The organism is Corynebacterium sp. HMSC28B08 (assembly GCF_001806865.1).
GTDB lineage: Bacteria > Actinomycetota > Actinomycetes > Mycobacteriales > Mycobacteriaceae > Corynebacterium > Corynebacterium auriscanis.
This window is the reverse complement of record NZ_KV786170.1, coordinates 17,202-42,478: the sequence shown is the minus strand read 5'-3', so window position 1 is coordinate 42,478 and position 25,277 is coordinate 17,202. Positions and strand designations below refer to the sequence as shown.

Genomic DNA, 25,277 nt, shown 5'->3' with positions numbered 1-25,277 from the left:
CCGAAGATGTTGCATTCACCGCCTGACCCTTCCGTGCCAATTTGTCGGAGTTCTGCTGCACATTTGTGCGAGCTGCGGTGGGACGGTGCTGGGATGGGGTGATGTGCGGTTGCGCGGTGCTGCGGTGGGGCGACGGGGCAGTGCGGCGATGCTGCGGCGGAACGGCTGGGCGGCAGAGCGGCTGGGCGATGCGCGGTGGGGCTGGGCAGTGAGGCAATCCTGCGGTGGGTTCCGGGAACAGCCACGATGAGGGAGCAGCGGGGTAGAACAGAAACCGTGTCCGCCCTTCAAGGTGCACAGAACGCATACACGTGCTAGAAATCGAGAACAGATCGGTTCAAAGAGGGGGAATCGGGGGATTTTCGCATGCAGACGCAATCGCCACCTACGCTGCCCAAGGACAAGCAGCCGTTTATTAAGTTTTTGATGCCTGCAATCATGCTGATTGCCGTGGCGGGAATGATCGCCGCCATGGTGATGAGTGGGGCAGGGCGCAGCCCGATGACGTTCATCTTCCCGCTGATGCTGCTGGGCAGCATGGCCATGATGTTTCAGCCGGGACAGAATGTGGATGAAATCCGGCGGTCGTTCCACCGGCACATCGATGCGCTCAGCGATACGATTCAGCGCAAACGCCGGGACCAGCTGCGTTCCATGGAAGCAGTTCATCCGAACCCGGCGGCACTGTGGACGTTTCTCGCTCACGACGAAGTTTCGCAGGCACCACCGGGAGTGGTTCGGCTCGGTGTCGCCGTCCAGGCACCAGAGGATCCACTGGACATACCGGTAACCGCCCCGCCGGAGGATCTGGAACCTGTCAGTGCCATGAGCTTGCGCGACCTGGCCATTCGATCCGCGACTATCGAAGCGCCTGTGGCGGTGGACCTGGCAAGTTTTCAGTGCGTGGTCATCGTGGGGGACGGCGCGCCGGGGTTAGCTCGCGCCATGCAAGCGCAACTTGCGATGCAGGACCCAACCCAGGTGGGGATTACTGGACCGCACGATGAATGGTTGCCACATGATGGCCCGAAGCGCACTCATTTCGTTACTGGTGGCCATCCGGTGACGATGGGAGCGGTAGTGATCGAGCCATCCACGGAATGGGTCAGTGCCGCCAAAGCGCAAGGGCTGCTGTTGAAGGTGGACCCAGACCGGGTGATGCATGCGTGGACGGTTGATGGGTGGGCGCCCTTCGGTGTGGCGGATGCGCTCTCGGATGTGGAGCTAGCTCGGGTTTGTCGGGCGCGGGCAACGGTGAAGGGCAATACGTCACTACTGGAATTGCCCGGCGGCGACTTGCGGGCCCCGATCGGGTTTTCGTCCTCGCCGGTGTACTTGGACATCAAGGAAGCTGCGCTGGGTGGTATCGGACCTCATGGGTTGTGCATCGGCGCCACAGGTAGTGGGAAATCTGAATTATTGAAATCAGTAGTAGTCAGCTTCGCCCATCAACATTCGGCCGAAGAGTTAAACTTTATTTTGGTGGACTTCAAAGGTGGCGCGTCCTTCCTCGGGTTGGAACGTCTGCCCCACACCAGCGCGGTGATCACTAACCTCGCGGACGAGGCCGGGTTGGTCGACCGCATGCAAGACAGCTTGTTGGGGGAGATGCACCGTCGCCAGGAGCGCTTGCGGCAGGCCAACATGACTACCGCAGCGGAATTCAACCGGGCCTTTCCCGGCAAAATGCCGGCACTGTTCATCGTTGTGGACGAATTCTCGGAGCTGCTGCATGCCCGCCCGGAATTCGCGGAAGTGTTTGCCGCCATCGGGCGCCTAGGACGAAGTTTGCGTATGCACTTGCTTTTAGCCAGCCAGCGCTTGGAGGAAGGACGGTTGCGGGGGTTGGAATCGCACCTCAGCTATCGCATCGCGCTGCGCACGTTTTCCGCCGTGGAATCGCGGTCGCTGATCGGTTCCACTGCCGCCTATGAATTACCCAGTCAGCCGGGCGCGGCCATCTTGGCTGCGCAGGATCAAATTCGGTTCCAATCTGCGTATGTATCGGGCCCCGAGCTCCCTCGCGATCAGCGGTTGGTGCGCAAGTTGGGCACCACGGTGGAAGCCGAAACAACAACGCTGCAGTTGGTTGTGGATCGTCTAGCCGGGCCGAACCACAATCCCGTGTGGCTGCCGCCGCTGCCGGAGCAGCTCCCCGCCCCGGACATCATGGCGCCGGTGGAGCCTTTGGTTGCCCGAATCGCGCTGGAAGATCTGCCTTTTGAGGGCCAACAGTTGACCTACGATGTTGACCTCACTCGTCGTCATTGGGCCGTGGTTGGGCAACCACGTACGGGAAAGACCAATACTGTGCGAGCGATTGTCTTGGGTGCGGTGTGGAGTACCCCCGGACTGGCGGTGTACGTTTTCGATCCTGGCGGAGGGTTGCGGCACTTGCAACGATTACCGCAGGTGGCAGCGGTTGTCGGTACTGACGGTGTAGCGCGACTCTTCGATGAACTCGAACAGACCACCGGCCCGCGGTTGTTGATTATCGATGGGGTGGACCTTCTCGGTGACGAAGAGTATCGCCTGATCCAACTGGCCACCACCGGATTGGAACGGGACTTGCACGTGGTAGTCACCTCTTTGCGGTGGAACCTGCGGCCCTCTTTGCGCGATGTGCTTACTGGGCATGTGGAGCTGCGGATGACACCCCTTGATGCAGAATTTCGCGACGCCCAAAAATCTCTCCCCGACGTTCCCGGCAGGGGCGTAGGACACCGTGGCAAGCACATCCACATTGCCTTAACCACGGGCCAGGATGTGGAGCACATTCGAAAAGTCACCGCAGAACGGGGCGAACCAGAGCTTCGCATGCGTGTTCTGCCGCCGGTTTTGGATCACCACTCCCTCGGGGATGATCGCGCATTTGCCCAAGGCGGACCGCGGTTGGATCCAGTCCGGTGGAATTACCGCGAATTCCCGCACCTGGTGGTGGTGGGGCAAGCTGGCAGCGGAACGACCACTGCGCTGCGCACCATTATTCGCACACTGGAATCGGCTGATGTAGAGATCCTCATCACGGATACCCGTCGGGGCTTGTTGGGCATACCGGGATATGCCGTGCCGGAACACTTCCGCACCAGATTGGGCGAGTGGATTGACGTACTCACGGCCCGCATCCCCAGTGCTGATGTCACACCCCAACAACTGCGCGAACGCTCGTGGTGGACCGGCCCGGAATTGTTTGTAGTTGTCGATGATGCAGACAGTGATCCCGGCTTGGACGCGCTCGTGGATTTGTTGCCCTTCGCTGCTGATATTGGCCTGCACCTGGTGCTAGGGCGCCGCAGTGGGCAGATTCAACGTGCGGCATTCAGCCCTGTCATGGAGGCCACGAGGGATCAGACTGCATGGGTCGTGCTCTCGGCCCCGCGCGATGACGGGCCTATCGCCGGCGTGCGAACCACCAAGCGCTTACCGGGCAGAGCCATGTTTGTGCATTCCGAAACTTGGGAGATCCACGTGGCCCAGGTGGCGGATTCACCTGAAAATAGTGACCTCCCCCACGCTCCCGCCACCATTCCCAACGCCATCGAGGTTCCATTGTGACCAGCGCAATCCAATCCGCATCTGCCAATCACCAGCCACAGTCCCGAGAGTGGAGCATCCTCGCACAGGCCTTGGCCCTCCAGGAATCCGGAATTCTCGTCCAAGGCATGAGCGTGACTGACCTATCCACGGGGTTTTGCGTGGAGGGGCCGGCGGAAGCGATGTCCCCGGACTACCTTCTTGCGAACAGCAACGCTGGCTCTGGAAAGCACTCCCTTGGGGAGGATGTAGCGCTGTGGGGTACGAACATTAGTGTGGCGCGACTTGGGGAGCTGACGGTTCTGCTGGATGAGGTTGTCCAACAGCGCGAGGCAAACCCAGATGCTGCTAGCGTGAATCCTGCAACGCCCCGCGAGACTTTTCCGTGGGGTATTGGTCTGAATACAGTCGACATCCTGGTGGCAGGAGTGCACGCGCAGATTGTCGCGGCGTATTTGCGAGTCATGGGGTATCGGGCGCGGATGGTGAATGAAAACGAGGCGCTGCGCGTCGCGACGGATCGCACCGCTTCGCCTCATACGGCTGGTCTTAACCAGCATCTGGCTAGCCGACGGCCGGATCAGGGGCATTCCAAGGATCTTGAGGGATCCGACGCGCCCGAATCGCCCGGGATGCTCAAAGCAGTTATTGCCGTCGCTTTGGCGGTTGTGATCGTCGGCGTGGGGGTGGTCGCAACCGTGTTCGCCACGGGGCGCGACACGTTAAAGGTGGATGCGGGTGGGGACAGCGGGGCGTCGGATAAAGAAAAGCAATTAGGTAACAACGAGGAATCCGGCCCACCCCCTTCTATTGGTACGACGCCCAGCTCCGACCCACCACGGCAGCCCTTTGGCGAAGGTAAAGAACCAGGAGAGAAGGGGCCGGGGCGAAGCGCGGGGCAGTTTTCCGATCCGCACAAAATGGGCAGCGGGGAGGAGCGCCGGGCCACTCGCGCGGACGTGCCGATCGCCGTTGGAGTGCCAGGGTGGAAACGCGCGGGTGCGACAAAAGGTCGGGAGGAATACCGCTCGAACGACGCAGGGATGCGCGTTTTGATTGCGGCGAAACCTACGCCGTTGCAGCGGCAGGCGGACTTGGATCAGGCTGTACTGAAGGCGCTAGAAAAGGCTGAGGGTGTGCGAGTCGTGCAACAATCCCCGGTGGTGTACGAGGAGCGCTATCCAGGGTCGGTCACGCAGTGGCATGTGGTGTTGCGAGCGGGGCACCAGATGTCGGTGGGATGTCAGGTGAAGGAGCGCTCGCGTACGAGGGGTGAGCAGTGCAAACGCATCGTTAGTTCCGCGCATCCAGAGTGACAGTCAAGTGGTAGGGCAGGCTGTGTTGGCGCGTGGGGTGGCCGAAGGTGTTGGCGCGTGGGGTGGCCGAAGGTGTTGGCGTGTGGGGTGGCAGAAGGTGCTGGCGAGTGGGGTGGCAGAAGGTGTTAGTGAGGTGGTGCGGGTGGAGGAGGCGGCGAGAGGTTAAAAGATTTTGCGGCACGCTGAACCTTTTTGGCGGATGGTGGGTCTAATAGGTTGATGTCGGAAAGCCGCCGACATTGGACGCTCAGCCCACGGCATCAAGACCACGGTGTCAAGACCACGGCATCAAAACCACGGTGTTAAGACCATGGTGATAAGTCCAGGGCCGTGAGGCTGAGTTAGCAAGACCAGGGCCGCAAGGCTGAGTTAGCAAGACCAGGGCCGTAAGGCTGAGACAGCAACATCAAGACAAAGGGGAGGGGAGCTCGATGAGCTTTCGGACAGACGTTGCCACAATGCACAAGGCAGCGACCAATGTGGACGACACGAACAATGAAGTACAGATTGAATTGAAGCGCCTGCGCGGTGTGGTTCAGGGCACGACTGGTTCATGGAAAGGCGATGCCCAAGGTGCGTTCCACAACATGATGGAGCGTTGGGATACCAGCGCCCGGGACCTCAGCGAGGCTCTACGCAGCATCGCCGACAACATTCGCCACAACGCTGGCTCGTTCAGCACCACCGATTCCGAAAACGCGGACTCCATGCACTAATTGCATGGGGTCTTATCTCTAACATCACCAACTGGGGGAACAGTGATCCACTACAACTTTGCACAGATCGACCAAACGTCCATGGACATCAAGCGCTCCAGCGCCAATATCAACCGTTCGCTGGAAACCTTGAAGAAAGGCCTGCAGCCCATGGTCGCGGAGTGGGAAGGTGAATCCGCAGATGCGTACAAGGCTGCACAGGCGCGCTGGGACCGCAGCGCTGCAGAGCTAAACCGTATCTTGGAAGAGGTTTCCCGCAAGGTCACCCAATCCAACGACCGCATGCGCCACATCAACCGCAGCGCCGCCAACAGCTGGTCCTAGACTGACCATTGTAGCGAGAAGGTTTCGCCGGAAGTTTGGATGCACCCGCTTGGCGCCCCACGCCGGGGTTGGCAAGCGGGTTTTTCCTTGCCAATGGGGGAGCTACGCATAGCTGACCCGAGACACAGGAAACTCCAAGTTTTACATTTTCATGCATAATATGCATTAAAAATCCCAGTCTGACAGTCTGATTATTCAGCGGTGTCGCACAGCGTACCGTCAGGGGGCTCGCCATAGGGGGTAAATTCCACTGCGGGGGGCTGGGAATGTCCGTATCGTCGTTTCTTGTACGGCAAAGGCGTAACGGCTCGGCAAGCTCACCATTGCACTGAGTCGGTATTCCCCGCCCACCACTGGAATCATTTGAGGTTCCAACCACCCAGTGGGGGATGCTGCCATCACCAACGAGTCGTACGCCTTGCATAACCAGACACAACAATGCGCCTGCTGATTCATTCAGGAGCGGGCACGAAAGGAAGTTAGCTATGAGCAACATCAAAGATCTGTTCAACGCAACCGCATACGACAACACCGGCGACAAGCTGGGCTCCGTCAAGGAAGTTTTCGTCGACGACAACTCCGGCCAGCCAACCTTCGTAGAGGTTAACCACGGCCTGTTCGGCATGAACTCCTCCTTGGTACCACTGCGTGGACACAAGTTTGATGGCAAGGACTTGAACCTGGCTTTCGCTAAGGACCGCATCAAGGATGCTCCTAACCTGGACGCTGATCAGGCTCTGACCCCAGATCAGCAGAACGAGGTTCTGCGCCACTACGGTGTTGACGGCCTGGAGGACCAGACCCGTTACGAGGGTGTTCAGGGCTCCCGGACCGAGCGGGACCGCGGTGTTCACACCGAGGGTGCTGAGTTCGCTGGTCGCGACCGCGCTGACCTGAACGACCGCGATCGCGTAGCCACCAACGACGGTGAGATGATCCGTTCCGAGGAGCAGCTGGACGTTAGCAAGGAGCGCGTTGCAACGGGCGAGGCTCGCCTGCGTAAGTACGTCGTGACCGATTCCGAGACCGTTGAGGTTCCAGTAACCCGCGAAGAGGTTCGCGTTGAGCGCACCCCAATTAACGCTGACGACGCTGCGAACCACAACGCCCGCATCGGCGAGGAAGAGGCTTCCGTCACCCTTCACGAGGAGCGCGTAGACGTTTCCAAGAACACCGTTCCAGTGGAGAAGGTTAACCTGGGCAAGCAGCAGGTTACCGAGACCGAGCGCCACACCGAGGAACTGCGCAAGGAGCGCATCGACGTTGACGGTGTAGAGGGCGTTGATCCTCGCGACGAGCGTCGCTAAAAACCACGCCCCTTACCTCAACTCGCCGAACGCGGGTTGCATAGTAAAGGCATCGGTTAAACCATCCCCAACCTTGGGTTCTGCCCGAGGTTGGGGATTTTGGTATTCCCGAGACGATCAACTAGAGTTATTCAGGTTGTGAACTAGATTCTTGTAGCGGGTCACCACCGGCCGCCGCTACACACCGTAGGCGGGCTCAGCGGGGCGTCGGGTAAAAAGAAAAACCGACAAGCCGCAGCGAAAGGGCCCACTAGACCACGTGACAACACTGGCTGGCAGTTCCAAGACAAGACTTTTAAGGAGTCCAACGTGACGACTTTCCACCCAAAGAGCGGTGACATTACCCGTAAGTGGTACGTCATCGACGCCACGGACGTGGTCCTAGGCCGTCTTGCTGTTACCGCAGCTGACCTGCTGCGCGGCAAGAAGAAGCCTTACTACGCTCCCAACGTTGACTGCGGCGACAACGTCATCATCATCAACGCTGACAAGGTGCACATCTCCTCCAACAAGCGCGAGCGCGAGATGCGTTACCGCCACTCCGGTTACCCCGGTGGCCTGAAGACCATGTCCCTGGGCCGCTCCTTGGAGCTGCACCCAGAGCGCGTGATCGAGGAAGCTGTTCGAGGCATGATGCCGTCCAACAAGCTGTCCAACGCTTCCGTTAAGAAGCTTCGCGTCTACGCAGGTTCCGAGCACCCATTCGAGGACAAGAAGCCTGAGACCTACGAGATCAAGCAGGTGGCACAGTAATGACTGAGTACAACGAGAACAACGTAGAGAACTACGAGGGCGAGTACGCAGCTACCGACGCGGTTAACGAAGAGTTCGTTGCCACCATCGGTGACTCCGTTGCAGCTGAATCCGAGAACGAGGCTGCAGAGGCCGCACCGGCCCCAGTATTCGACGGCCCAATCCAGACTGTTGGTCGCCGCAAGGAGGCAGTCGTTCGCGTCCGCCTCGTTGCTGGTTCCGGCGAGTTCAAGTGCAACGGCCGCACCCTCGAGGAGTACTTCCCCAACAAGCTGCACCAGCAGCTGATCAAGGCTCCACTGGTGCTGCTGGAGCGCGAAGGCCAGTTCGACATCCAGGCTAACCTGCAGGGCGGTGGCCCTTCCGGTCAGGCTGGTGCGATGCGTCTGGCTATCGCCCGTGCGCTGAACAAGTACAACCCAGAAGAGCGCTCCGAGCTGAAGAAGGCTGGCTTCCTCACTCGTGACGCCCGTGCTGTTGAGCGCAAGAAGGCCGGTCTGCACAAGGCCCGTCGCGCACCTCAGTACTCCAAGCGTTAAACCAACGCTTACGGTTGCACTCGCTGGTTTCCTTTTATATCGACGCCACGCGTTGCAGCTGCCACGCAATGCCCCGTTCGGCCGGTTGTGCCGGGTGGGGCTTTGTTTGTGTTTCGGGGCGGGAGTGACAATTGGCGTGTCGGGGAGGGCTGCCAAGGTGAGTCGGGGCTGGGAAAGTTAGAATGCTTAACCATGGGAAAACTGTTCGGAACTGATGGGGTCCGCGGCCTGGCTAACGAAAAGCTGACCGCCCCGCTCGCAATGAAGCTGGGGGCTGCTGCCGCCTGCGTACTGGTTAATAAGGAAGGCGTAGGGCAGAGGCGACCTACTGCGGTGATTGGCCGCGACCCCCGCGTATCCGGTGAAATGTTGGAGGCGGCCATGGCAGCGGGGATGGCTAGCCAGGGCGTGAATGTGCTCCAAGTTGGTGTGCTGCCAACCCCGGCCGTCGCGTTTCTCACCGATGATTTCGGGGCTGACATGGGCGTGATGATTTCCGCCTCCCACAACCCCATGCCAGATAACGGCATCAAGTTCTTTTCTGCCGGCGGTCACAAGCTGGACGATCAGATGGAAGAAGCCATCGAAGAAATGATGTTGGATTTGCCCGAAACCGGACCAACCGGTGCGGCGATTGGCCGTGTACTGGATGAATCCGCAGAGGCCCTCGAACGTTACTTGGCCCATTTGCGTACCGCCGTGACCACTCCGCTAGACGGCATTCGCGTGGTGGTGGACTGCGCAAACGGTGCGGCTTTTAAGGCCGCGCCGGAGGCCTACCGCCAAGCGGGTGCCGATGTTGTAGCCATTCACAATGCGCCGAACTCCTACAACATCAACGAAGGCGTGGGCTCTACCCACATCGAGGTTATCCAGCAGGCTGTGATCGAGCACCAGGCGGATTTGGGTTTGGCTCATGACGGTGACGCGGATCGTTGCTTGGCCGTGGATTCCGAAGGCAACGTGGTTGATGGCGATCAGATCATGGCGATCTTGGCTATCGCGATGAAAGAAGATGGCGAGCTGAAAAAGAACACGCTGGTTGCAACCGTCATGTCTAACCTGGGATTGAAACTGGCGATGAAAGAAGCCGGTATTGAAATGCGAGAGACCAAGGTGGGTGATCGCTACGTGTTGGCAGAGCTGCGCTCTAGCGATCTTTCCCTGGGTGGTGAGCAGTCCGGGCACGTGGTTATCCCAGAACACAGTACGACGGGCGACGGCACTCTCACTGGTTTGACGTTGATGGCTCGAATGGCGCGTACGGGCAAAACTGTGAAGGAACTGGCCTCGGTGATGACAGTGTTGCCACAAACCCTGATCAACGTGCCGGTAGAAAACAAAGCCGAAGTCCTTGGCAATGACGCTGTGAAGCAGGCGATTGCCGGAGCCAATGAAGAACTCGGTGATACCGGCCGCGTGCTTTTACGTCCCTCCGGTACTGAGGAACTCTTCCGCGTGATGGTGGAAGCCAAGGATGCAGCTACGGCACGCAAAATTGCGGGTTCACTGGCTGCTGTGGTGGCACAGGTGTAGAGCTCGCTTCCCCTTCCTGTGGCTGCCGGAGAAGCCGGGGGAATCGTGTGCTGTCTCCGTCGTGGAGGCACAGGCTTAAAGTTAGATTCCCTGTGGGATGAACCTTCGGGCCGACTGTGCAGTCTAATGACTGTGTAGTCGGCCTTTTGGCTTCCGTATGCGGGGAAACAAACGGGGGAGAGGAACAAGTTGTGAATACAACGGGATCATTAACGACCGATCCGGTAACAGCGCTGGAAGGAGCGCGGAAACTGGAAATAGCGCAGCAACAATGGGCGCGGGCTCTGCAGCATATGCGGCCAACGGCATCAATAGAAGCGTTCGGTAGTGGTTATGGACATTTCGGTGCGAAGATTGTCGGGATGGCCACCAAGGCTCACGAAGTTCGGGAAGCTCACGCTCATCGTTTGATGGAAGGTGCACGGGCTGGTCGCGCGCTTATCAACGCCATTCATGGAGCGGATACTAATTCCGCGGATGACTTGGCTCCGGTTATGAAGGGGCGGTAACCCGGGATGAGCATGCAAGGACAAGCTCGGTTAACCATGGCAGTGAACACTCTGGGGTCTCTCGGGGCACCAGTTGAAGCTACCGTGCCCGCAGTACGGATGTCCGATGGGATGGACACCGTGGCAATTCGTCGGGGTTTGGGGCTCGGAAGCTCTCAGGGGCTAGGGGGCCGCAAGGTTGGCAAAGGGGGCACACTGTCAACACTGTTTGGAATTCTCGATGGGATCGGTGCAGTCTCCTCGATCGCGGCTTTTCTTCAGGGGATAGGGGATGGAAAACCGCAGGAATCCATCGATGCTGGTGGTCAAGAACAACACCGGCATGAAGAAGACGTGGAAGCCAGCAAAAAATGCGCTGGTCAAGCCCTCGATGTGATTGATCAGGCCCATGAAAAATGTGCAGGTGCAGCGGAATCCGTTGTGGACAAGGTTTTACTCTTCCTGAAGTTTGGTTTAGTTTTCGGTGGCTCCCCGCAGTTTGCAGCCCTTTTGCAGGTCATCTTGCGCGCAGCTGCGTCATTCGTCGATACCCTCGTGAGGGGACGAAATCTGACCGTGGATGGGTGCATGAAAACGCTGTGCCAGGATATGGAAAAACCCGCTTTGCCCGGTAACTCAAATAAACCATTGCATCAAGGCGGCGAGTCCGATGAGCACATTCCGGGGGCGGGTTCAAAGGGCTCCGATGAGGCTGGGGAGTGCCAGCACACTACTCCGCTAACGAAGACAAATGATTCACTGTGCGAGCCTCCGCCGGTGAAACCGGCGGGGACGTACAATCCACCGGTGCAGACACCCCAACCGATGCAAACACCCCAACCGGTGGAGCCGTCCTGCCCAGAGAAGGAACACTCGAGGGTGACGGTGCACACCGCGGGCGGAATTCAGACTGCAGTGCAACCGCCTGCTATTCCACCGCAACAGGTGCCGAATATTCTGTGCGGCCATTCGGGCGCGGGATCAGCCCAGTGGCACGGGTTTTTCCGCCTGCTGGTGGACCTGCTTTGTCCTTCGACGGATGGGACGGGAGTCCATGCACCGCACCCGCCAACAGAACCATCGGGGGTTACGCAGCCACCGCCGGACAAGGTGGCTCCACCATGTCCGCCGGCCGGGGCCGAGTCCGAGTGTGACCGGGTGCAACCCGAGCCAGCGGGGCACAAGGATGAGTGTCCTGAGGACAAGCCCAAGCCGCCAGTAACACCCGAGCCGGCGGGGCACAAGGATGAGTGCCCCACTGAGAAACCGTCATCCGAGAAGCCTTCCGCACCACCCATCAACGATAAAGCTCCGTCCGATGGCTACCACGGTTTTGATAAGACCCAGCATCCGTCGTACCCAGGGAGCACAGGTGAAGCCAGCGCAGGATCCGGACATCCCGGTGGTGTGGTTGTGGATAATCCATCGGCGGACAAATCTCCGTCCCCAGTCGCGCCCGCACCGAAGCCCGATCCAAGCCTCGGATTTGAAAACGCTCCGGGTTCTGAGCACACACCCGAGTCCAAGCCCGAACCGGCGCATAAGCCGGATCCCGTGCCCGAGCAGACCCAGAAAACTGAACCAGCACCCAAATCGGTCAATCCGCCTGCACCGTCTACGCCAGAATCGTGGTCACCAGATATATGGGTTAGCGCCGGAGTGAGCGCTGAGGTTCAAGCCGCGGGAAACGATATCTCGCTAGAACTGGCGGGGGCGGCTGAGTTTGGCGTCGATATTGAAAGGAGTGGAGCGTGGTGAAAACAAATAGCTACCAGCAGTTCCTAGACGACTATTTGGCAGAGGTTGCTGCGGCCGCGGTGCAGTTTGAAGATGTGCTGAAAGAGCAAACGAAGGCGCTGCAGCGGCTCAATGATGAACAGCGCCACGACGGGGACCGAGCACCTCATCACAACGGGGACCGAGCACCTCGCCACGACGGGGACCACTCCTTTGGCCTAGCCGTCGAGCGCAACGGCAGGCCCGCCAACGTGGTTTCTCTTGACCATCGCCACGAGGGGACAGGAGCCCGCCACCGCCCCAACATCTTCGACTAAAGCAAATGCAGCGTGTTTCACATCGAAATACGCTGCATTAAAGGGAGGGCTTCTGACGAGATTAAAGGGAAGGCTTCTGACGAGGAATTTAAAGCAGAGCCTTCAGCTGCTTTTGCAGATCCGCATTCTCCGGCAAACGGGAGAACAGCTCATGCTGAGTCGCAGTTTGCGTTCCCTTGAGTTTCACATTCGTCTCGCGGAACTCCTGGTACTTCTTGGAATCCTCCGCCAGAACGAAACCAGTCATCAACGCGCGAACCAAATCCTGCTTGGAGAATTCCAAGCTGGCGGTGCCGTACAAGAACTTGCGCAATACCTTCTCGTGGAAACCATCATGTGTGGCGCCCTCAATCTCGCGGTAAATTACGTCGCCTTCCCACTGCGCAGCCATGCGGGCCGCGTTACCCGATGGCACGTTAGTCAGCGCGCCGGGCTCAAGAACCAGGCCGGGAGCGCTGACACTCTTGGCGGCCTCATATGGGCTAGGGCTGGCATCGGATGGGTAGATAGCCATAACGCCCTTAAGAGTGGGGGTGCGCTGGGACTGGGCAACTTTGTCATAAGGACGGCTCGTTGCCGCCAACACAGCGGCAGATGCACCCATGCCGTGGCCAGCGAGGAACAAGTTGTTGGGCTGGACAACCACATTTCCGTTGCCCAGGCGCACACCGGCCAAAATCTGCAATGCAGTTTCCAAGTCCGAAGCAAAGCCGCGGTGGTTGGGAACCCAGCCCTTCTCCGTGTCCGGTGCAGCGACTGCAATGCCCCAGCTAGCAAGGTGGCGCAACGTAGCGTGGTAGGCATCTACGCCCAAGCGCCAGTCATGCCCGAAAGCTACACCGGGAATGCCCTTACCTTCGGCAGGGGTGTATACCTTGCCGGGAATACCAGCGAAATTAAGGTCGCCGATGAGAACGCGGTGCGGCCCGCGCTTCCCGAGAGTCGGAATGAGGTTTTTCAACTTGTCAGCCACGGTTAACCAGCCTACAAGAACCCTGGCGACGGGGTGCAACGAAGTCGCACGTTTCATTAGATAAGTTGGCAATCTTCTGGTAACTGGACAGTGTTGTAAAATGCGAACTTATGTGTGCAATCGTTGGCTATGTAGGTAAGGCGGATGCCCTCAAAATCGGGCTGGACGCGCTTGAGCGAATGGAATACCGCGGTTACGATTCCGCAGGTATTGCCGTCGTCGAACAAGGAGAAATTCACCTCGAGAAGAAAGAAGGCAAAATTGCCAATCTTCTCAAAAAATTGGATGAAGTAGGCCGTGAGGAATTCTCCGGCACCACCTGCATTGGACACACGCGCTGGGCCACTCACGGTCGTCCGAATGACGTCAATGCACACCCCCACCGTTCCTACGATGGCAAAGCCGCCATCGTTCACAATGGCATCATCGAAAACTTCGCAGCGCTGCGTGCCGAGGTGGAATCCCACGACATCGAGATGGCATCCGAAACGGATTCGGAAGTCGCCGCCCACCTGCTGGCTCTCGCCTACAACGAAGGTGAGACCAAGGGCGATTTCCAAGCTTCTGCCTTGGCAGTCCTCGACCGCCTTGAAGGCGCATTCACGGTGCTGTTCACCCACTCCGATCATCCAGGCACCATCATTGCCGGTCGCCGCTCCACCCCACTGATCGTGGGCGTGGGTGAAGGCGAAATGTTCATCGGATCTGACGTCGCAGCCTTCATCGACCGCACCAAGAACGCGGTGGAACTGGGCCAGGACAATGCCGTGGTTATCACCGAAGGTGGTTACGACGTTTACGACTTCAAGGGCAACCCCGTTGAGGGCAAGCCTTTCACCATCGATTGGGATCTCGAGGCTGCGCAAAAGAACGGCTTCGATTCCTTCATGATGAAGGAAATTCACGAGCAGCCCGATGCCGTCCGCGACACCTTGGCCGGACACTTCGTTGACGGCCGCATTGTGCTGGACGAACAGCGCCTGTCGGATGATGACCTCCGCAACGTGGATAAGGTCTTCGTTGTCGCCTGTGGCTCCGCGTACCACTCCGGTTTGCTGGCGAAGTACGCCATCGAGCACTGGGTGCGTGTGCCGGTCGAAATCGAGGTGGCCTCCGAATTCCGCTACCGCGATCCCGTGCTGGATCGCTCCACCCTAGTGCTGGCGATTTCCCAGTCCGGTGAAACGGCCGACACGCTGGAAGCTGTTCGCCACGCCCGCAAGCAGGGCGCTCGCGTGCTCGCAGTCTGTAACACCAACGGCTCGCAGATCCCACGTGAATCCGATGCTGTCCTGTACACTCACGCTGGCCCGGAGATCGGGGTGGCGTCGACCAAGGCCTTCCTAGCCCAGGTGGCCGCCAACTATGTCGTGGGCCTGGCGCTGGCACAAGCTCGCGGCACTAAGTACCCAGATGAGATCGCAGAGATCTACGAGGCGCTGGAATCCATGCCGGAGAAGATCGCGGAAACCCTGGAGCTGCGCGAGCAGATCGCGGGTTTGGCGGACGAGCTCGGCGCGGTGCGCACCATGCTATTCCTAGGGCGCCACGTGGGCTTCCCCGTTGCACTGGAAGGTGCGCTGAAGCTTAAGGAGCTGGCCTACATCCACGCAGAAGGCTTCGCTGCCGGCGAGCTGAAGCACGGTCCGATCGCCCTGATCGAGGATGACCTGCCTGTGGTCGTGGTGGTTCCTTCCGCTGTAGGCCGTCCGGTCCTGCACTCCAAGATCGTTTCCAACATTCAGGAAATCCGCGCCCGCGGTGCCAAGACGATCGTCATCGCCGAAGAAGGCGATGATGCCGTGAAACCATTCGCCAACTGGTTGTTGGAGATCCCGCAGTCGGGTACGTTGTTGCAGCCGATTCTGTCTACGGTCCCGCTACAGTTCTTGGCAGCCGATATCGCCCGCAAGTGCGGAAACGAGGATATCGATAAGCCACGAAACTTGGCGAAATCCGTCACGGTGGAATAGTTTGTTTTGCATGGAAAACATGCGACGTAAACTCTTCTCGGTGGTGATGGCAGCGACTGTCACTGCCGCCACCATCAACGCCGTTCAACCTGCAGCGGTCGCCGCCCCAGCGGGCAGCGATGAATCCCCGGGCGCTGGTGATGCAGGCCTGACGGCACTCAGTGTAGAAAACGAAACCCCAGATTTCTGGGATATGTTGTGGGGCCTTGCCGGCCAGTGGAACATTGCTCTATCCGGCCCCGGTGCAGATCAGGGTTCCCAGCAACTCTCGGATGCCACCTCCTCTTCTGGGCCGGCCAAGCTGAGCGCGGAGGGAAGTGTGGAAGGTGCAGCGCTCGGTTCGTTCGGGGCGTTCGGCGATAATCGCCTGATTTCCCGCGCGGTGCTGTCGCTGGCGGGTATAGCGGCTGTGGCTGGTGCTGTGGCAGCCGGAACGATTGCGTGGGCGACCCTGCGACGTTAAAGCGCTCGCGTGGGGACTAGGGTTAGTTTCATGTATCAGCCGCTGTCCGTCCCCGATGAGCATGCTCTTGCAGAGGTTGTCGTAGACCTTTCTGCAATACGTGCCAATGTTTCTCTTTTTGTCGACGCCGCCTCGTCGGCAGAAGTCATGACAGTGGTCAAGGCGGACGCATATAACCACGGGGCTGTATCCGTGGCCCGCGCGTGCCTCGAAGGGGGCGCCACTCAGTTGGGTACGGCCACGGTGGGTGAGGCGCTGTGCCTGCGTGAAGCTGGGGTTACCGCCCCGATTACCGCGTGGATGTGGATCCCGGGGGAGGACCTCAGTGCCGCTGTGCGGGCGGGCATTACCATTGGTGTGCCTTCGTTGGCGCATGCCGAATCCTTGGTTGCGTTGGCGCAGCGGATGGCGGCGGAACAATCAAGTGGCGTGACCGCAGGGGTGGAACAACCGGCCAATCCCGCTGCGGGGGCAGAACAAGCAGGTAGCGCTGCGGGGGCAGAACAAACAGGTAGCGCTGCGGGGTCCAACCGAGTGGTTTCCCCGAACCAGCCGATCCCCATCACTCTTATGGCAGATACGGGGCTTTCTCGGTCGGGGATTACCCCGGACCAATGGACGGCGGTGGTGGAGTTGATCGCGCAGCACCGCGATCTGCTTGATGTCAAGGGGGTGATGAGCCACCTCGCCAGCGCGGATGATTCCGCTCGCGCTGCTTTCACGGATGTGCAAAATCGCCGGTTCCACCAGGCAATTGAGGTGTGCCGGGAGCACGGGATTCATCCCGAAACCAATCACATCGCCAACACCCCGGCGGCGCTGACCCGCCCTGATTTGCATCATCAGATGGTGCGACCCGGGGTGGGGATCTACGGCATTGATCCCGTGGTGGGCGGATCGGGTGGAAACGCTGCGCAGTTGCGACCAGCCATCACGTTCCGCGCCAAGGTGATCACCACAAAGGTCATTCGCACCGGCGAATCTGTTAGTTACGGTGGGACGTGGACGGCCACGCGCGATACTCGAACCGCGGTGGTCGCAGCCGGTTATGCCGATGGTGTGCCACGGTCTGCATCGGGTAATTTCCAGGTGGGCATTGGGGGCAAGCTCTACCCGCAAATTGGGCGCGTGTGTATGGATCAAATTGTGGTGAACCTTGGCGATGCACACGAGCCAACCGAGGTGGAGCCAGGCCAATGGGCCACGATCTTCGGTGAAGGTGGAATCAGCGCCAGTGAACTTGCAGCTGCAGCAGGGACGATTGACTATGAAATCCTGACTATGCCCCGGGGGGCTCGAGTGCGGCGTCGGTGGGTGGGGGAAGAAAGAGAACAGCTCAGCCTTGCCTACAACAACGGGCATGCCACTGTCCCCACCCCCGATGACATGCGAGAAGTTGGTCGCCGGATTGGTGGACAGCTGGATGCAGGAACTGTTGTGGTGCTCACTGGCCCGCTGGGGGCGGGCAAAACCACGCTGACTCAGGGGATAGCCGGCGGTCTTGGAGTGAAGGGGCGGGTTCAGTCGCCTACGTTCACGATCGTGCGGACGCACAAGCCGGGAGCGGAAGATCGACCGGGCATGCTGCACATGGATGCTTACCGGCTGCTCGGGGCTGATGTCTCGGACGGGGTAGAACCCGGCCGGCACGCCAACCGTGAAGACGTGTTGGACGCGCTGGAGGCCTTGGATATCGACGCTGACTTAGACCGCGCCGTGATTGTGGCGGAGTGGGGCCGCGGTGTGGTGGAGGAACTGAGCAACAAGGTTCTCGACATTGAAATTGACCGGGCGGGCGACGAGAGAATTGTCCGCTGGGAGTGGCGCTAAGCGCCGCCAGCGTCCATGAGAACCCGGCACCCGGTGGCTGGATTACCCCCCCCTTTTCGCCCCCGACACCCTGAAAATTAAAATAAGTTAAGAGCAATACTTACCTTTTTCTCATCTATGTGGCACAATGAACGGGAATCACCGTGAGGGGTGTTTCACAAGAACAGCTGACCTGAAGGATCTGATCAATCCGTCGGCTGCTTACCGTCCCTGGGAGGTTAACTGCGAGAGCCTCCCAGGGATTTCTTGTGTCTAGCCCTCGCTCTAGAATGAGTATCCATGATTACCGTTCTTGCCGTTGATACCTCCACGAACTTTGTCACCTGTGGGCTCGTCCAGGTACGTGCCAACGGCAAAACGCGCGTTCTGTCTGAGGAATCCACGGATAATGTGCGCGGGCACATGGAGTTGCTGGTGCCACATATTCGCGCTTGCATGACCGTAGCCAACGTTGCGCCCGCCGATATTGCTGCCGTTGTTGTGGGCACAGGCCCTGGCCCTTTTACGGGGCTGCGGGTTGGCATGGCTACAGCTGCTGCATTTGGCGACGCCCTCGGGGTCCCCGTCCACGGTGTGGAAAGCCCGCTGGCTACTGCCTGGGCACAGCATGTGAAGGATCCCACGTGGGTGGGGGATACCATCGTGGTCACCGATGCTCGGCGGCGCGAGTGGTATCACGCCCGTTACCATGCCCGCATCGCCCCAAATGGTTTGCGCTTGGGCACTCTCATTGATCCGGGTGTGCATAAACCGGAGGTTGTTGAGCAGCTCAATGGCGAGGTCACTCGCGAAGTTCTGCAGCGGAATACGGGGGCCGGTGCCAACTCCACCCTGCGCGTACGCATCGCCGCGATGGCCGGTGCAGTCGCGGATCGCGCGCGCGAGGTTTTTACCGGGGATCGCTGGGACAACGTCTCTGTCATCGAGGGCACACATCCCACCCCGGAGGGATTGGTTGTGGCCGCTATGCAGCAGCAGGGTGGTTACTTGGGGCTTCTTCGCGAGGCACAGCCATTGCGCGCGCTTTACCTCCGGCGACCCGACGCCACCGTGCCAACCACCAAGGCCGTCAGCCAGGCGCTGGATTTCACGGCTGTCGCGGGGATTGAAGGGGTGCTCGGCCACGGCGGTGCCATGGATGCGCCCCAGCCCAGTACGGGTAACTCAGGCAATCTCGGGAACGGTGGTGCCCGTGGTGCGGCAGCTACGATTGAGTTCTCGCCGAATGGGAGTAGCGACAGCATCGGTGCCGGTGGTGCCCGTGGTACGTCAGCTACGATCGAGTTCTCGCCGAATGGGAGTAGTGACAGCATCGGCATCGGTGCAGCGCAGGGGCGCATCGCAGACGATGAAGCGCCCGCCCCTAGTTGGGACGGGAATGGGGATGGAGTGGGCGTCGGAATACTACGGGCCGAACATGCGGAAGCATGCGCAGCAGTAGAGATGACGTTGTTCGCCGATGAATCGCCGTGGTCGGCAGCATCTTTTGCTCAGCACGTGGAGGCACCGAACACGCTGGCCTTGGGGATGTGGGATAGCGGGCAGCTGGTGGGCTTCGCGATCCTAGCAGTCAACGGATCAGCGGCCGACCCCGAGGGGGAGATTCACACCATCGGACTTTTGCCTGCGTATCAGGGCCAGGGGTTATCGCATCTGTTGCTGCAACCATTGCTGACGGTGGTGGATCGTTTGCGGGCACCGGTGTTCTTGGAAGTGCGTGAGGGCAACGAACCCGCGGTGGGGTTGTATCAGCGCTATGGATTCGAAAAAGTTGGGTTACGCAAAAACTACTACCAGCCGTCGGGCGCCAATGCGTGGACGATGGTGCGGCCGGGAGCGGGAGCAGATGGGGCAGTAGGGTCGGCTGGGACTAAGACAAGGCCCGATGGGGTGAGAGTGACTGTGGCTGAGGCAGCGGAGACAAGGCCCGGTGGGGTGGGAGCGACTGTGGCTGTGGCTGAGGTGCCTGAGGCTGAGGCGCCGACGACGGGTGCGAAGGGAACACATCATCAAGCAGGTGCCAGCGTAATTCTAGGCATCGAGAGTTCGTGTGATGAAACCGGCGTGGGCATCGTTCGTATCAACCGCGAAGACGATCCCGAGCAGCCTGATCTGCACATTCTTGCTGATCAGGTAGCTTCGTCCATGAGTGAACACGCGCGTTTCGGGGGTGTGGTACCCGAGATCGCATCGCGGGCCCACCTGGAGGCCATGCAACCGACCATGCAAGCAGCCCTGCAGCAAGCGCGTGAGGTCGAGCCGGATTTCGTCAAGCCAGATGCCGTAGCCGCCACGATTGGCCCCGGGTTGGCGGGTGCGTTGCTGGTGGGTGCTGCCGCTGCGAAGGCGTACGCAGCCGCGTGGGAGGTCCCGTTCTTGGCGGTTAACCACCTAGGCGGCCACGTTGCGGTGGACACGTTGGTTCCTGGAGTTCGGTCTCACACCCTCGATAACGCGATCGCACTGCTGGTCAGTGGTGGACATACGCAGATCTTGCACGTCAATGGCGTGGGCAAGCCCATGAAGGAGTTGGGTAGCACGGTCGACGATGCAGCCGGTGAGGCCTATGACAAGGTTGCCCGATTGCTGGGTCTGGGGTATCCGGGTGGTCCGATCATCGACCGGTTGGCGCACAAAGGAAATGCGAAAGCTATTCAATTCCCGCGAGGCATGATGCGACAGCAGGATGCCGCCTACGATTTTTCCTTCTCCGGATTGAAAACCGCAGTGGCCCGGTATGTGGAAGCGCGGGAAGCAGCTGGGGAAACGATCCCGGTGGAAGACGTGTGTGCGTCCTTCCAAGAAGCTGTTGTGGACGTGCTGACGAAGAAGGCATTGCGTGCCTGCGCCGATAAGGGTGCGAAGGTGCTCCTTCTAGGCGGTGGCGTGTCTGCCAACCGGCGCTTGCGTGAATTAGCAGCGGCGCGATGTGCGAGCGCGGGCGTTGAGCTACACGTGCCACCGTTGAAACTATGCACTGACAACGGTGTTATGGTGGCGGCGCTGGCGGCGCACTTGGCGAAAGATGGGATTGAAGCCAGTGAGCTGACCGTGGGAACGGACCCTGGGCTGGAGGTCGAGGTTCCGCAAGTATTGCGCTAGGGCGAGGAGAGGGCTGCGCTGGTCCACGCGGAGTGCTGCCTAAACGCAAGAGCAGTGCTGCGTTAGCGCAAGAGGAGTGCTGCCTAAAAAACGCAGGGGCAGTGCTGCGTTAGCGCAAGAGGGGTGCTGCGCTGCGGAGATCGACGTTCCAAGGGGGTGGGTGCGTGAATTCCCTGTGCACTGCGCGAAGAGAGTTTTGCTGGCACAATTAGCCGTGACTTTCCATGTAAGGAGAAAATAATGGCACGTTGCTACCTTGTCACCCCTGACCTGCAGGCGCAGGAAGTGGATACCGATCTGTCTCAGGCTGCTGAACTACTGGGTGGAGGCGCTCAGTCCAAGCTGCATGTCGTATTTAACGAGACCGGCACCCGCGTGGCTGCCGTGTATTCTGACGACGCGAAGAAGGCGGATGTCCTTGAACCAAATCCGTTGGCAAGCATGGGACGCAAGGAAAGCGAGACCGGGGATTCCCGCTTCATCTCCGATCCAACCCGGGCCATCTTGGGTCCAGTGTTGTTCGTTGGCGAAGAAGGTGGCGATCTCACTGATGATGAGATCGAATCTATCGAAAACGGTATTCGCGCAGTTGAGAACTACCGCGAGGATCAGCCGGAAGAGTTTCGCTTGTGGCACGACGCCGTCGTGAACCTGACTCGCGGGGTTTAGGCGGAGTTAGCACTCGCTCTGGTTGAGCGTTAGCACCTACGCGGGTAGAGTGCCAGATAGGTTGTTTGACACACAGTTGTTCACCCGCGACGACGGCTGTGCGCGGAAAACACACCGGCACAATCGCAAAGAACCCGAATACTGGAGGTATTCATCGTGGCTAACGTAAACATCAAGCCTCTGGAGGACCGCGTCCTCGTGCAGATCGTTGAGGCGGAGACGACTACCGCTTCCGGTCTGGTCATCCCAGATTCTGCAAAAGAAAAGCCACAAGAGGCTACCGTCATCGCCGTGGGTCCTGGCCGTTGGGCAGACGATGACGATCGCATTCCAATGGACGTTAAGGAAGGCGACACCGTTGTCTTCTCCAAGTACGGTGGCACCGAGCTGAAGTACAACGGCGAAGAGTACTTGCTGCTGAGCCAGCGCGACATCCTCGCCGTCATCGAAAAGTAAGCGGGGGCGCGCATGTCCAAACTTATCGCTTTTGATCAAGAGGCCCGTGAGGGTCTGCAAAAGGGCGTGGATTCTCTCGCGGACGCAGTCAAGGTAACCCTCGGCCCACGTGGTCGCAATGTGGTTCTCGACAAGGCTTTCGGTGGCCCGCTGGTGACCAACGATGGTGTGACCATCGCCCGAGACATCGACCTTGAGGACCCATTTGAAAACTTGGGTGCCCAGCTGGTGAAGTCCGTCGCAATTAAGACCAATGATATTGCTGGCGACGGCACCACCACTGCAACCCTGCTGGCTCAGGCCCTCATCAATGAGGGTCTGCGCAACGTTGCTGCCGGGGCCAACCCGATCGCGTTGAACCGCGGTATTCAGGTTGGAACCGAGCGCGTCGTCGAACTGCTTAAAGAGCTGGCGCAGCCAGTAGCCGACAGTGCAGCAGTTGCCAATGTGGCGACCGTGTCTTCTCGTGATGAGAAGATCGGCGCGATGGTTGCCGATGCCTTCGAAAAGGTTGGCAAGGACGGTGTAGTGACCGTCGAAGAGTCTCAGTCCATCGAGGATGAGTCCATCGTCACCGAGGGTGTTTCCTTCGACAAGGGTTACCTGTCCCCATACTTCGTGACGGATACCGAGACCGGTCACGCTGTGTTGGAAAACCCTGCTGTCCTGCTGGTTCGAGAGAAGATCTCCTCCCTGCCAGACTTCCTGCCGATCTTGGAGCAGATTGCCAAGTCGGGCAAGCAGCTCATGATCATTGCCGAGGACGTCGATGGCGAGCCACTGCAGATGCTGGTGCTCAACGCTATTCGTAAGTCCATCAAGGTTGTCGCAGTGAAGTCCCCTTACTTCGGTGACCGCCGCAAGGCATTCATGGATGACCTGGCCATCGTCACTGGTGCCACCGTCATCGATAAGGAGCTGGGACACAACCTCTCCGAGGCCACCCTGGAGCAGTTGGGCTCCGCACGCCGGATCACCGTCACCAAGGATGAGACGGTCATCGTTGACGGCGCGGGTTCCGCAGAGGCTGTTGAAGAGCGCCGCAACCAGATTCGCAACGATATCGAGCGCACCGATTCCACGTGGGATAAGGAAAAGTTCGAAGAGCGACTGGCGAAGCTGTCCGGTGGTGTAGCAGTGATCCGCGCTGGTGGCGCCACTGAAACCGAGGTGAACGAGCGCAAGCTGCGCATCGAGGATGCTATCAATGCTGCACGTGCCGCCACCCAGGAAGGCGTGATTGCCGGCGGTGGATCTGTCCTAGTCCAGATTGCGGCTCGCATTGACGAGATGGCTGGGGATGCCGAGGGCGACGAGGCCATCGGCCTGCGTTCGCTGGCTAAGGCACTGCGTCGCCCCGCTTTCTGGATTGCGGATAATGCTGGTCTTGACGGTGCTGTGGTCGTTTCACACATCACCGAGCGGGAGAATGGCTCCGGTTTCAACGCTGCAACACTGGAGTACGGCAACCTGTTGGAGCAGGGAATCATTGATCCAGTGAAGGTAACCCACTCCGCTGTGGTGAACGCATCTTCCGTTGCACGCATGGTTCTGACCACCGAGACCGCAGTGGTTGATAAGCCTGAAAAGCCAGCCGCTAATGCTGGACACGGGCACCACCACCACTAGGCCTTTCCCTGTCGGCCATGAATGAGTCATGAGCCCGACGAATGGGTCCACGGACCGCACGGTTAACCCCGCTTTCTCCCGTGAAAAGGAGGAGCGGGGTTTGGTGCGTTACGGGACGAGAAGCCACCCGCGTTCGGCAATCATCGAGGGGATGTCGAAACAAATACCCTGAGAATCAACCGCGGTTGAAAACTGACTGTGCCCAAAACCGGGCGAGGACTGAGTGCTAGCTGGCCCGGCGAGAAGTCATTCCCACCCGTCGGCCCCTATTACGAGCAGTGGGGCGCAGGATCGCGTCTCGCTCGGATTCGGTCATGCCGCCCCAGATGCCGTAGGGCTCGCCAACGTTGAGGGCGTGGCTCCGGCAAGCTTCAATGACTGGGCAGGTATTGCAGATGGCCTTAGCGCGTTGCTCACGCATAGCTCGCGCACGGCCACGCTCGCCATCCGGATGAAAGAAAACGGACGAGTCCGCACCGCGGCAGGAACCCTTCAGCTGCCACTCCCAGAAGGAAGATGTAGGTCCTGGAAGTTGGTTTGGCTGTGGCATGTGGCTTTGCTCTCCTCGCATTGCTGTGCAACTTGATGACGAGGGGTAGGTTCGCCCGCACAGATGAACGTCAAGTAAAGCTTTGGTTCCCTCAGTATGTACCGAGTAGCCACAAGGTGGAGTAGGGGGTCGCCTCATGTTCTCTCACCTGTGAATATATAGCGATGTGAACGATGAGTTAATTTATCTGTGCTGCGCCGAAGTTTACCCATTAAGGGGTGAAAACTTGAGGTGATCGCCCAGATTTAACTTGACCGCAGCGTGTGGGGAGAGGCAGCACAGAGCGCAGCTGAGTACTCGCTGAACGCCGGCGGTGAAGGTGGAGTGTGATATTTTCGGATATACGAAACCGAGATCCCACCTTGAAACCAACCCCTCACGAATGCCGGCGACTTTTTCTACTCGCCGGCATCTGAACGTAGAAAGCGCCTCACTCAATGACCGCAGCACAGGATTTAGACACTGCCATTCAGGCAGCTGTCTCCCGTGCGATTGCGGGGGAGAGAAGGGCTCTCCAGGATGTAATCAACCTCATTCACTCGCCCGTGGTCCGCTACTGCCGTGCGCGTGTGACTGGAGACAAGTATCCAACGGCCGATGACATTGCCCAGGAGGTTTGTCTTGCGGTCGCTCGGGCACTGCCGAACTACGAGGATAAAGGACTGCCTTTTATGGCCTTCGTTTATCGCATTGCGGCGAATAAGGTGGTGGATGGTCGCCGTGCCCACGGTCGCGACCATCTGCAACCGACTGATGACGTGCCCGATATCGAGGTGATGGATAGCACACCTGAAGGGGAGGTTTTAGAGCTAGATGCCTGTAACGAAGTTGCGGGACTACTCGATTTGCTAGGTGACAAAGCACGAGAAATTGTCACTTTGCGCGTTTTCGGTGGTTATTCGGCCGAGGAAACTGCAGACATCCTGCAGATGTCCGCTGGAGCAGTCCGCGTAGCTCAATTCCGAGCTCTCGCGAAACTTCGAAAGCACATCGAGGAAAACGGATACAACTAAAAAGCCGGCGTATTGTGCGAAAGCTTCGCTTATAATCCGGACGACACTTCTT

General features: G+C 59.2%; 22 protein-coding genes and 1 pseudogene. 21 read left to right on the top strand and 2 right to left on the bottom strand.

Annotation, left to right across the window (positions count from 1 at the left end):
• The 12 genes from HMPREF3098_RS11695 to HMPREF3098_RS07845 all read left to right on the top strand — a co-directional run.
• The coding region (locus HMPREF3098_RS11695) for a hypothetical protein (RefSeq protein WP_210385958.1) at positions 1–250 on the top strand (250 nt) is incomplete at its 5' end.
• 116 nt (positions 251–366) lie between these two features.
• Positions 367–3,555 carry an FtsK/SpoIIIE domain-containing protein gene (locus HMPREF3098_RS07890; protein ID WP_070434687.1) on the top strand — a complete coding sequence of 1,063 codons (3,189 nt, stop codon included), beginning with the start codon at positions 367–369 and terminating at the stop codon, positions 3,553–3,555.
• Complete coding sequence (locus tag HMPREF3098_RS07885) at positions 3,552–4,850, top strand: type VII secretion-associated protein (protein ID WP_083284341.1); 1,299 nt, start codon at positions 3,552–3,554, stop codon at positions 4,848–4,850. Before HMPREF3098_RS07890 ends, HMPREF3098_RS07885 begins: the two co-directional genes overlap by 4 nt.
• A 431-nt stretch (positions 4,851–5,281) precedes the next feature.
• Complete coding sequence (locus HMPREF3098_RS07880) at positions 5,282–5,566, top strand: WXG100 family type VII secretion target (RefSeq protein ID WP_035113656.1); 285 nt, start codon at positions 5,282–5,284, stop codon at positions 5,564–5,566.
• A gap of 42 nt (positions 5,567–5,608) precedes the next feature.
• A complete protein-coding gene (locus HMPREF3098_RS07875) occupies positions 5,609–5,890 on the top strand; it encodes a WXG100 family type VII secretion target (RefSeq protein ID WP_035113658.1) in 282 nt (93 codons plus the stop codon).
• A gap of 485 nt (positions 5,891–6,375) precedes the next feature.
• On the top strand, positions 6,376–7,197 hold the full coding sequence (locus HMPREF3098_RS07870) for a PRC and DUF2382 domain-containing protein (RefSeq protein ID WP_070434686.1): 822 nt from the start codon (positions 6,376–6,378) through the stop codon (positions 7,195–7,197).
• A 309-nt stretch (positions 7,198–7,506) separates the two neighbouring features.
• Positions 7,507–7,950: a 50S ribosomal protein L13 gene (gene rplM, locus HMPREF3098_RS07865; RefSeq protein WP_070434685.1), complete on the top strand. Its 444-nt coding sequence runs from the start codon at positions 7,507–7,509 to the stop codon at positions 7,948–7,950.
• Entirely contained in the window at positions 7,950–8,489 is a 540-nt protein-coding gene (rpsI, locus tag HMPREF3098_RS07860) for a 30S ribosomal protein S9 (protein WP_035113664.1), read from the top strand. The genes rplM and rpsI overlap by 1 nt, the downstream gene beginning before the upstream one ends.
• A 192-nt stretch (positions 8,490–8,681) precedes the next feature.
• Positions 8,682–10,025 (top strand): phosphoglucosamine mutase, encoded by a 1,344-nt coding sequence (gene glmM, locus HMPREF3098_RS07855; protein ID WP_070434684.1) that lies wholly within the window; start codon positions 8,682–8,684, stop codon positions 10,023–10,025.
• Between the two features lie 191 nt (positions 10,026–10,216).
• Positions 10,217–10,534: a hypothetical protein gene (locus HMPREF3098_RS11360; RefSeq protein WP_035113668.1), complete on the top strand. Its 318-nt coding sequence runs from the start codon at positions 10,217–10,219 to the stop codon at positions 10,532–10,534.
• A gap of 36 nt (positions 10,535–10,570) precedes the next feature.
• Positions 10,571–12,271 carry a hypothetical protein gene (locus tag HMPREF3098_RS07850; protein WP_070434683.1) on the top strand — a complete coding sequence of 567 codons (1,701 nt, stop codon included), beginning with the start codon at positions 10,571–10,573 and terminating at the stop codon, positions 12,269–12,271.
• On the top strand, positions 12,265–12,567 hold the full coding sequence (locus HMPREF3098_RS07845) for a hypothetical protein (RefSeq protein WP_070434682.1): 303 nt from the start codon (positions 12,265–12,267) through the stop codon (positions 12,565–12,567). Before HMPREF3098_RS07850 ends, HMPREF3098_RS07845 begins: the two co-directional genes overlap by 7 nt.
• An 88-nt stretch (positions 12,568–12,655) precedes the next feature.
• Here the strand turns inward: HMPREF3098_RS07845 and HMPREF3098_RS07840 are convergent, their stop codons facing one another.
• Positions 12,656–13,528, bottom strand: a complete 873-nt coding sequence (locus HMPREF3098_RS07840; RefSeq protein WP_070434691.1) for a dienelactone hydrolase family protein — start codon at positions 13,526–13,528, stop codon at positions 12,656–12,658.
• A gap of 122 nt (positions 13,529–13,650) precedes the next feature.
• On the opposite strand from HMPREF3098_RS07840, the gene glmS reads away from it, so the two are divergent.
• The 8 genes and pseudogenes from glmS (at position 13,651) to groL (ending at position 23,662) form a co-directional block, all read left to right on the top strand.
• On the top strand, positions 13,651–15,513 hold the full coding sequence (gene glmS / locus HMPREF3098_RS07835) for a glutamine--fructose-6-phosphate transaminase (isomerizing) (RefSeq protein ID WP_070434681.1): 1,863 nt from the start codon (positions 13,651–13,653) through the stop codon (positions 15,511–15,513).
• Between the two features lie 19 nt (positions 15,514–15,532).
• Positions 15,533–15,976: a hypothetical protein gene (locus tag HMPREF3098_RS07830; RefSeq protein WP_141739715.1), complete on the top strand. Its 444-nt coding sequence runs from the start codon at positions 15,533–15,535 to the stop codon at positions 15,974–15,976.
• Positions 15,977–16,006: 30 nt separating this feature from the next.
• Entirely contained in the window at positions 16,007–17,806 is a 1,800-nt protein-coding gene (gene alr, locus HMPREF3098_RS07825) for an alanine racemase (RefSeq protein WP_070434679.1), read from the top strand.
• Positions 17,807–18,085: 279 nt separating this feature from the next.
• Positions 18,086–19,570 (top strand): annotated as a pseudogene (gene tsaB / locus HMPREF3098_RS11885) (tRNA (adenosine(37)-N6)-threonylcarbamoyltransferase complex dimerization subunit type 1 TsaB); the annotation flags it as partial.
• A 264-nt stretch (positions 19,571–19,834) separates the two neighbouring features.
• Complete coding sequence (gene tsaD / locus HMPREF3098_RS11880) at positions 19,835–20,908, top strand: tRNA (adenosine(37)-N6)-threonylcarbamoyltransferase complex transferase subunit TsaD (protein WP_070434690.1); 1,074 nt, start codon at positions 19,835–19,837, stop codon at positions 20,906–20,908.
• A 240-nt stretch (positions 20,909–21,148) separates the two neighbouring features.
• The gene (locus HMPREF3098_RS07810; protein WP_035113674.1) at positions 21,149–21,577 is read left to right on the top strand and encodes a hypothetical protein; all 429 of its coding nucleotides are present in this window, start codon (positions 21,149–21,151) and stop codon (positions 21,575–21,577) included.
• Positions 21,578–21,733: 156 nt separating this feature from the next.
• Entirely contained in the window at positions 21,734–22,033 is a 300-nt protein-coding gene (gene groES / locus HMPREF3098_RS07805) for a co-chaperone GroES (RefSeq protein ID WP_013889160.1), read from the top strand.
• 12 nt (positions 22,034–22,045) lie between these two features.
• A complete protein-coding gene (groL, locus tag HMPREF3098_RS07800) occupies positions 22,046–23,662 on the top strand; it encodes a chaperonin GroEL (protein WP_070434678.1) in 1,617 nt (538 codons plus the stop codon).
• A 226-nt stretch (positions 23,663–23,888) separates the two neighbouring features.
• On the opposite strand, the gene HMPREF3098_RS07795 is transcribed toward groL, so the two are convergent.
• A complete protein-coding gene (locus HMPREF3098_RS07795; protein WP_070434677.1) occupies positions 23,889–24,212 on the bottom strand; it encodes a WhiB family transcriptional regulator in 324 nt (107 codons plus the stop codon).
• 437 nt (positions 24,213–24,649) lie between these two features.
• Between HMPREF3098_RS07795 and shbA the strand changes: the two genes are divergently transcribed.
• Positions 24,650–25,225, top strand: a complete 576-nt coding sequence (shbA, locus tag HMPREF3098_RS07790) for an RNA polymerase sigma factor ShbA (RefSeq protein ID WP_070434676.1) — start codon at positions 24,650–24,652, stop codon at positions 25,223–25,225.
• Positions 25,226–25,277 lie beyond the last annotated feature (52 nt).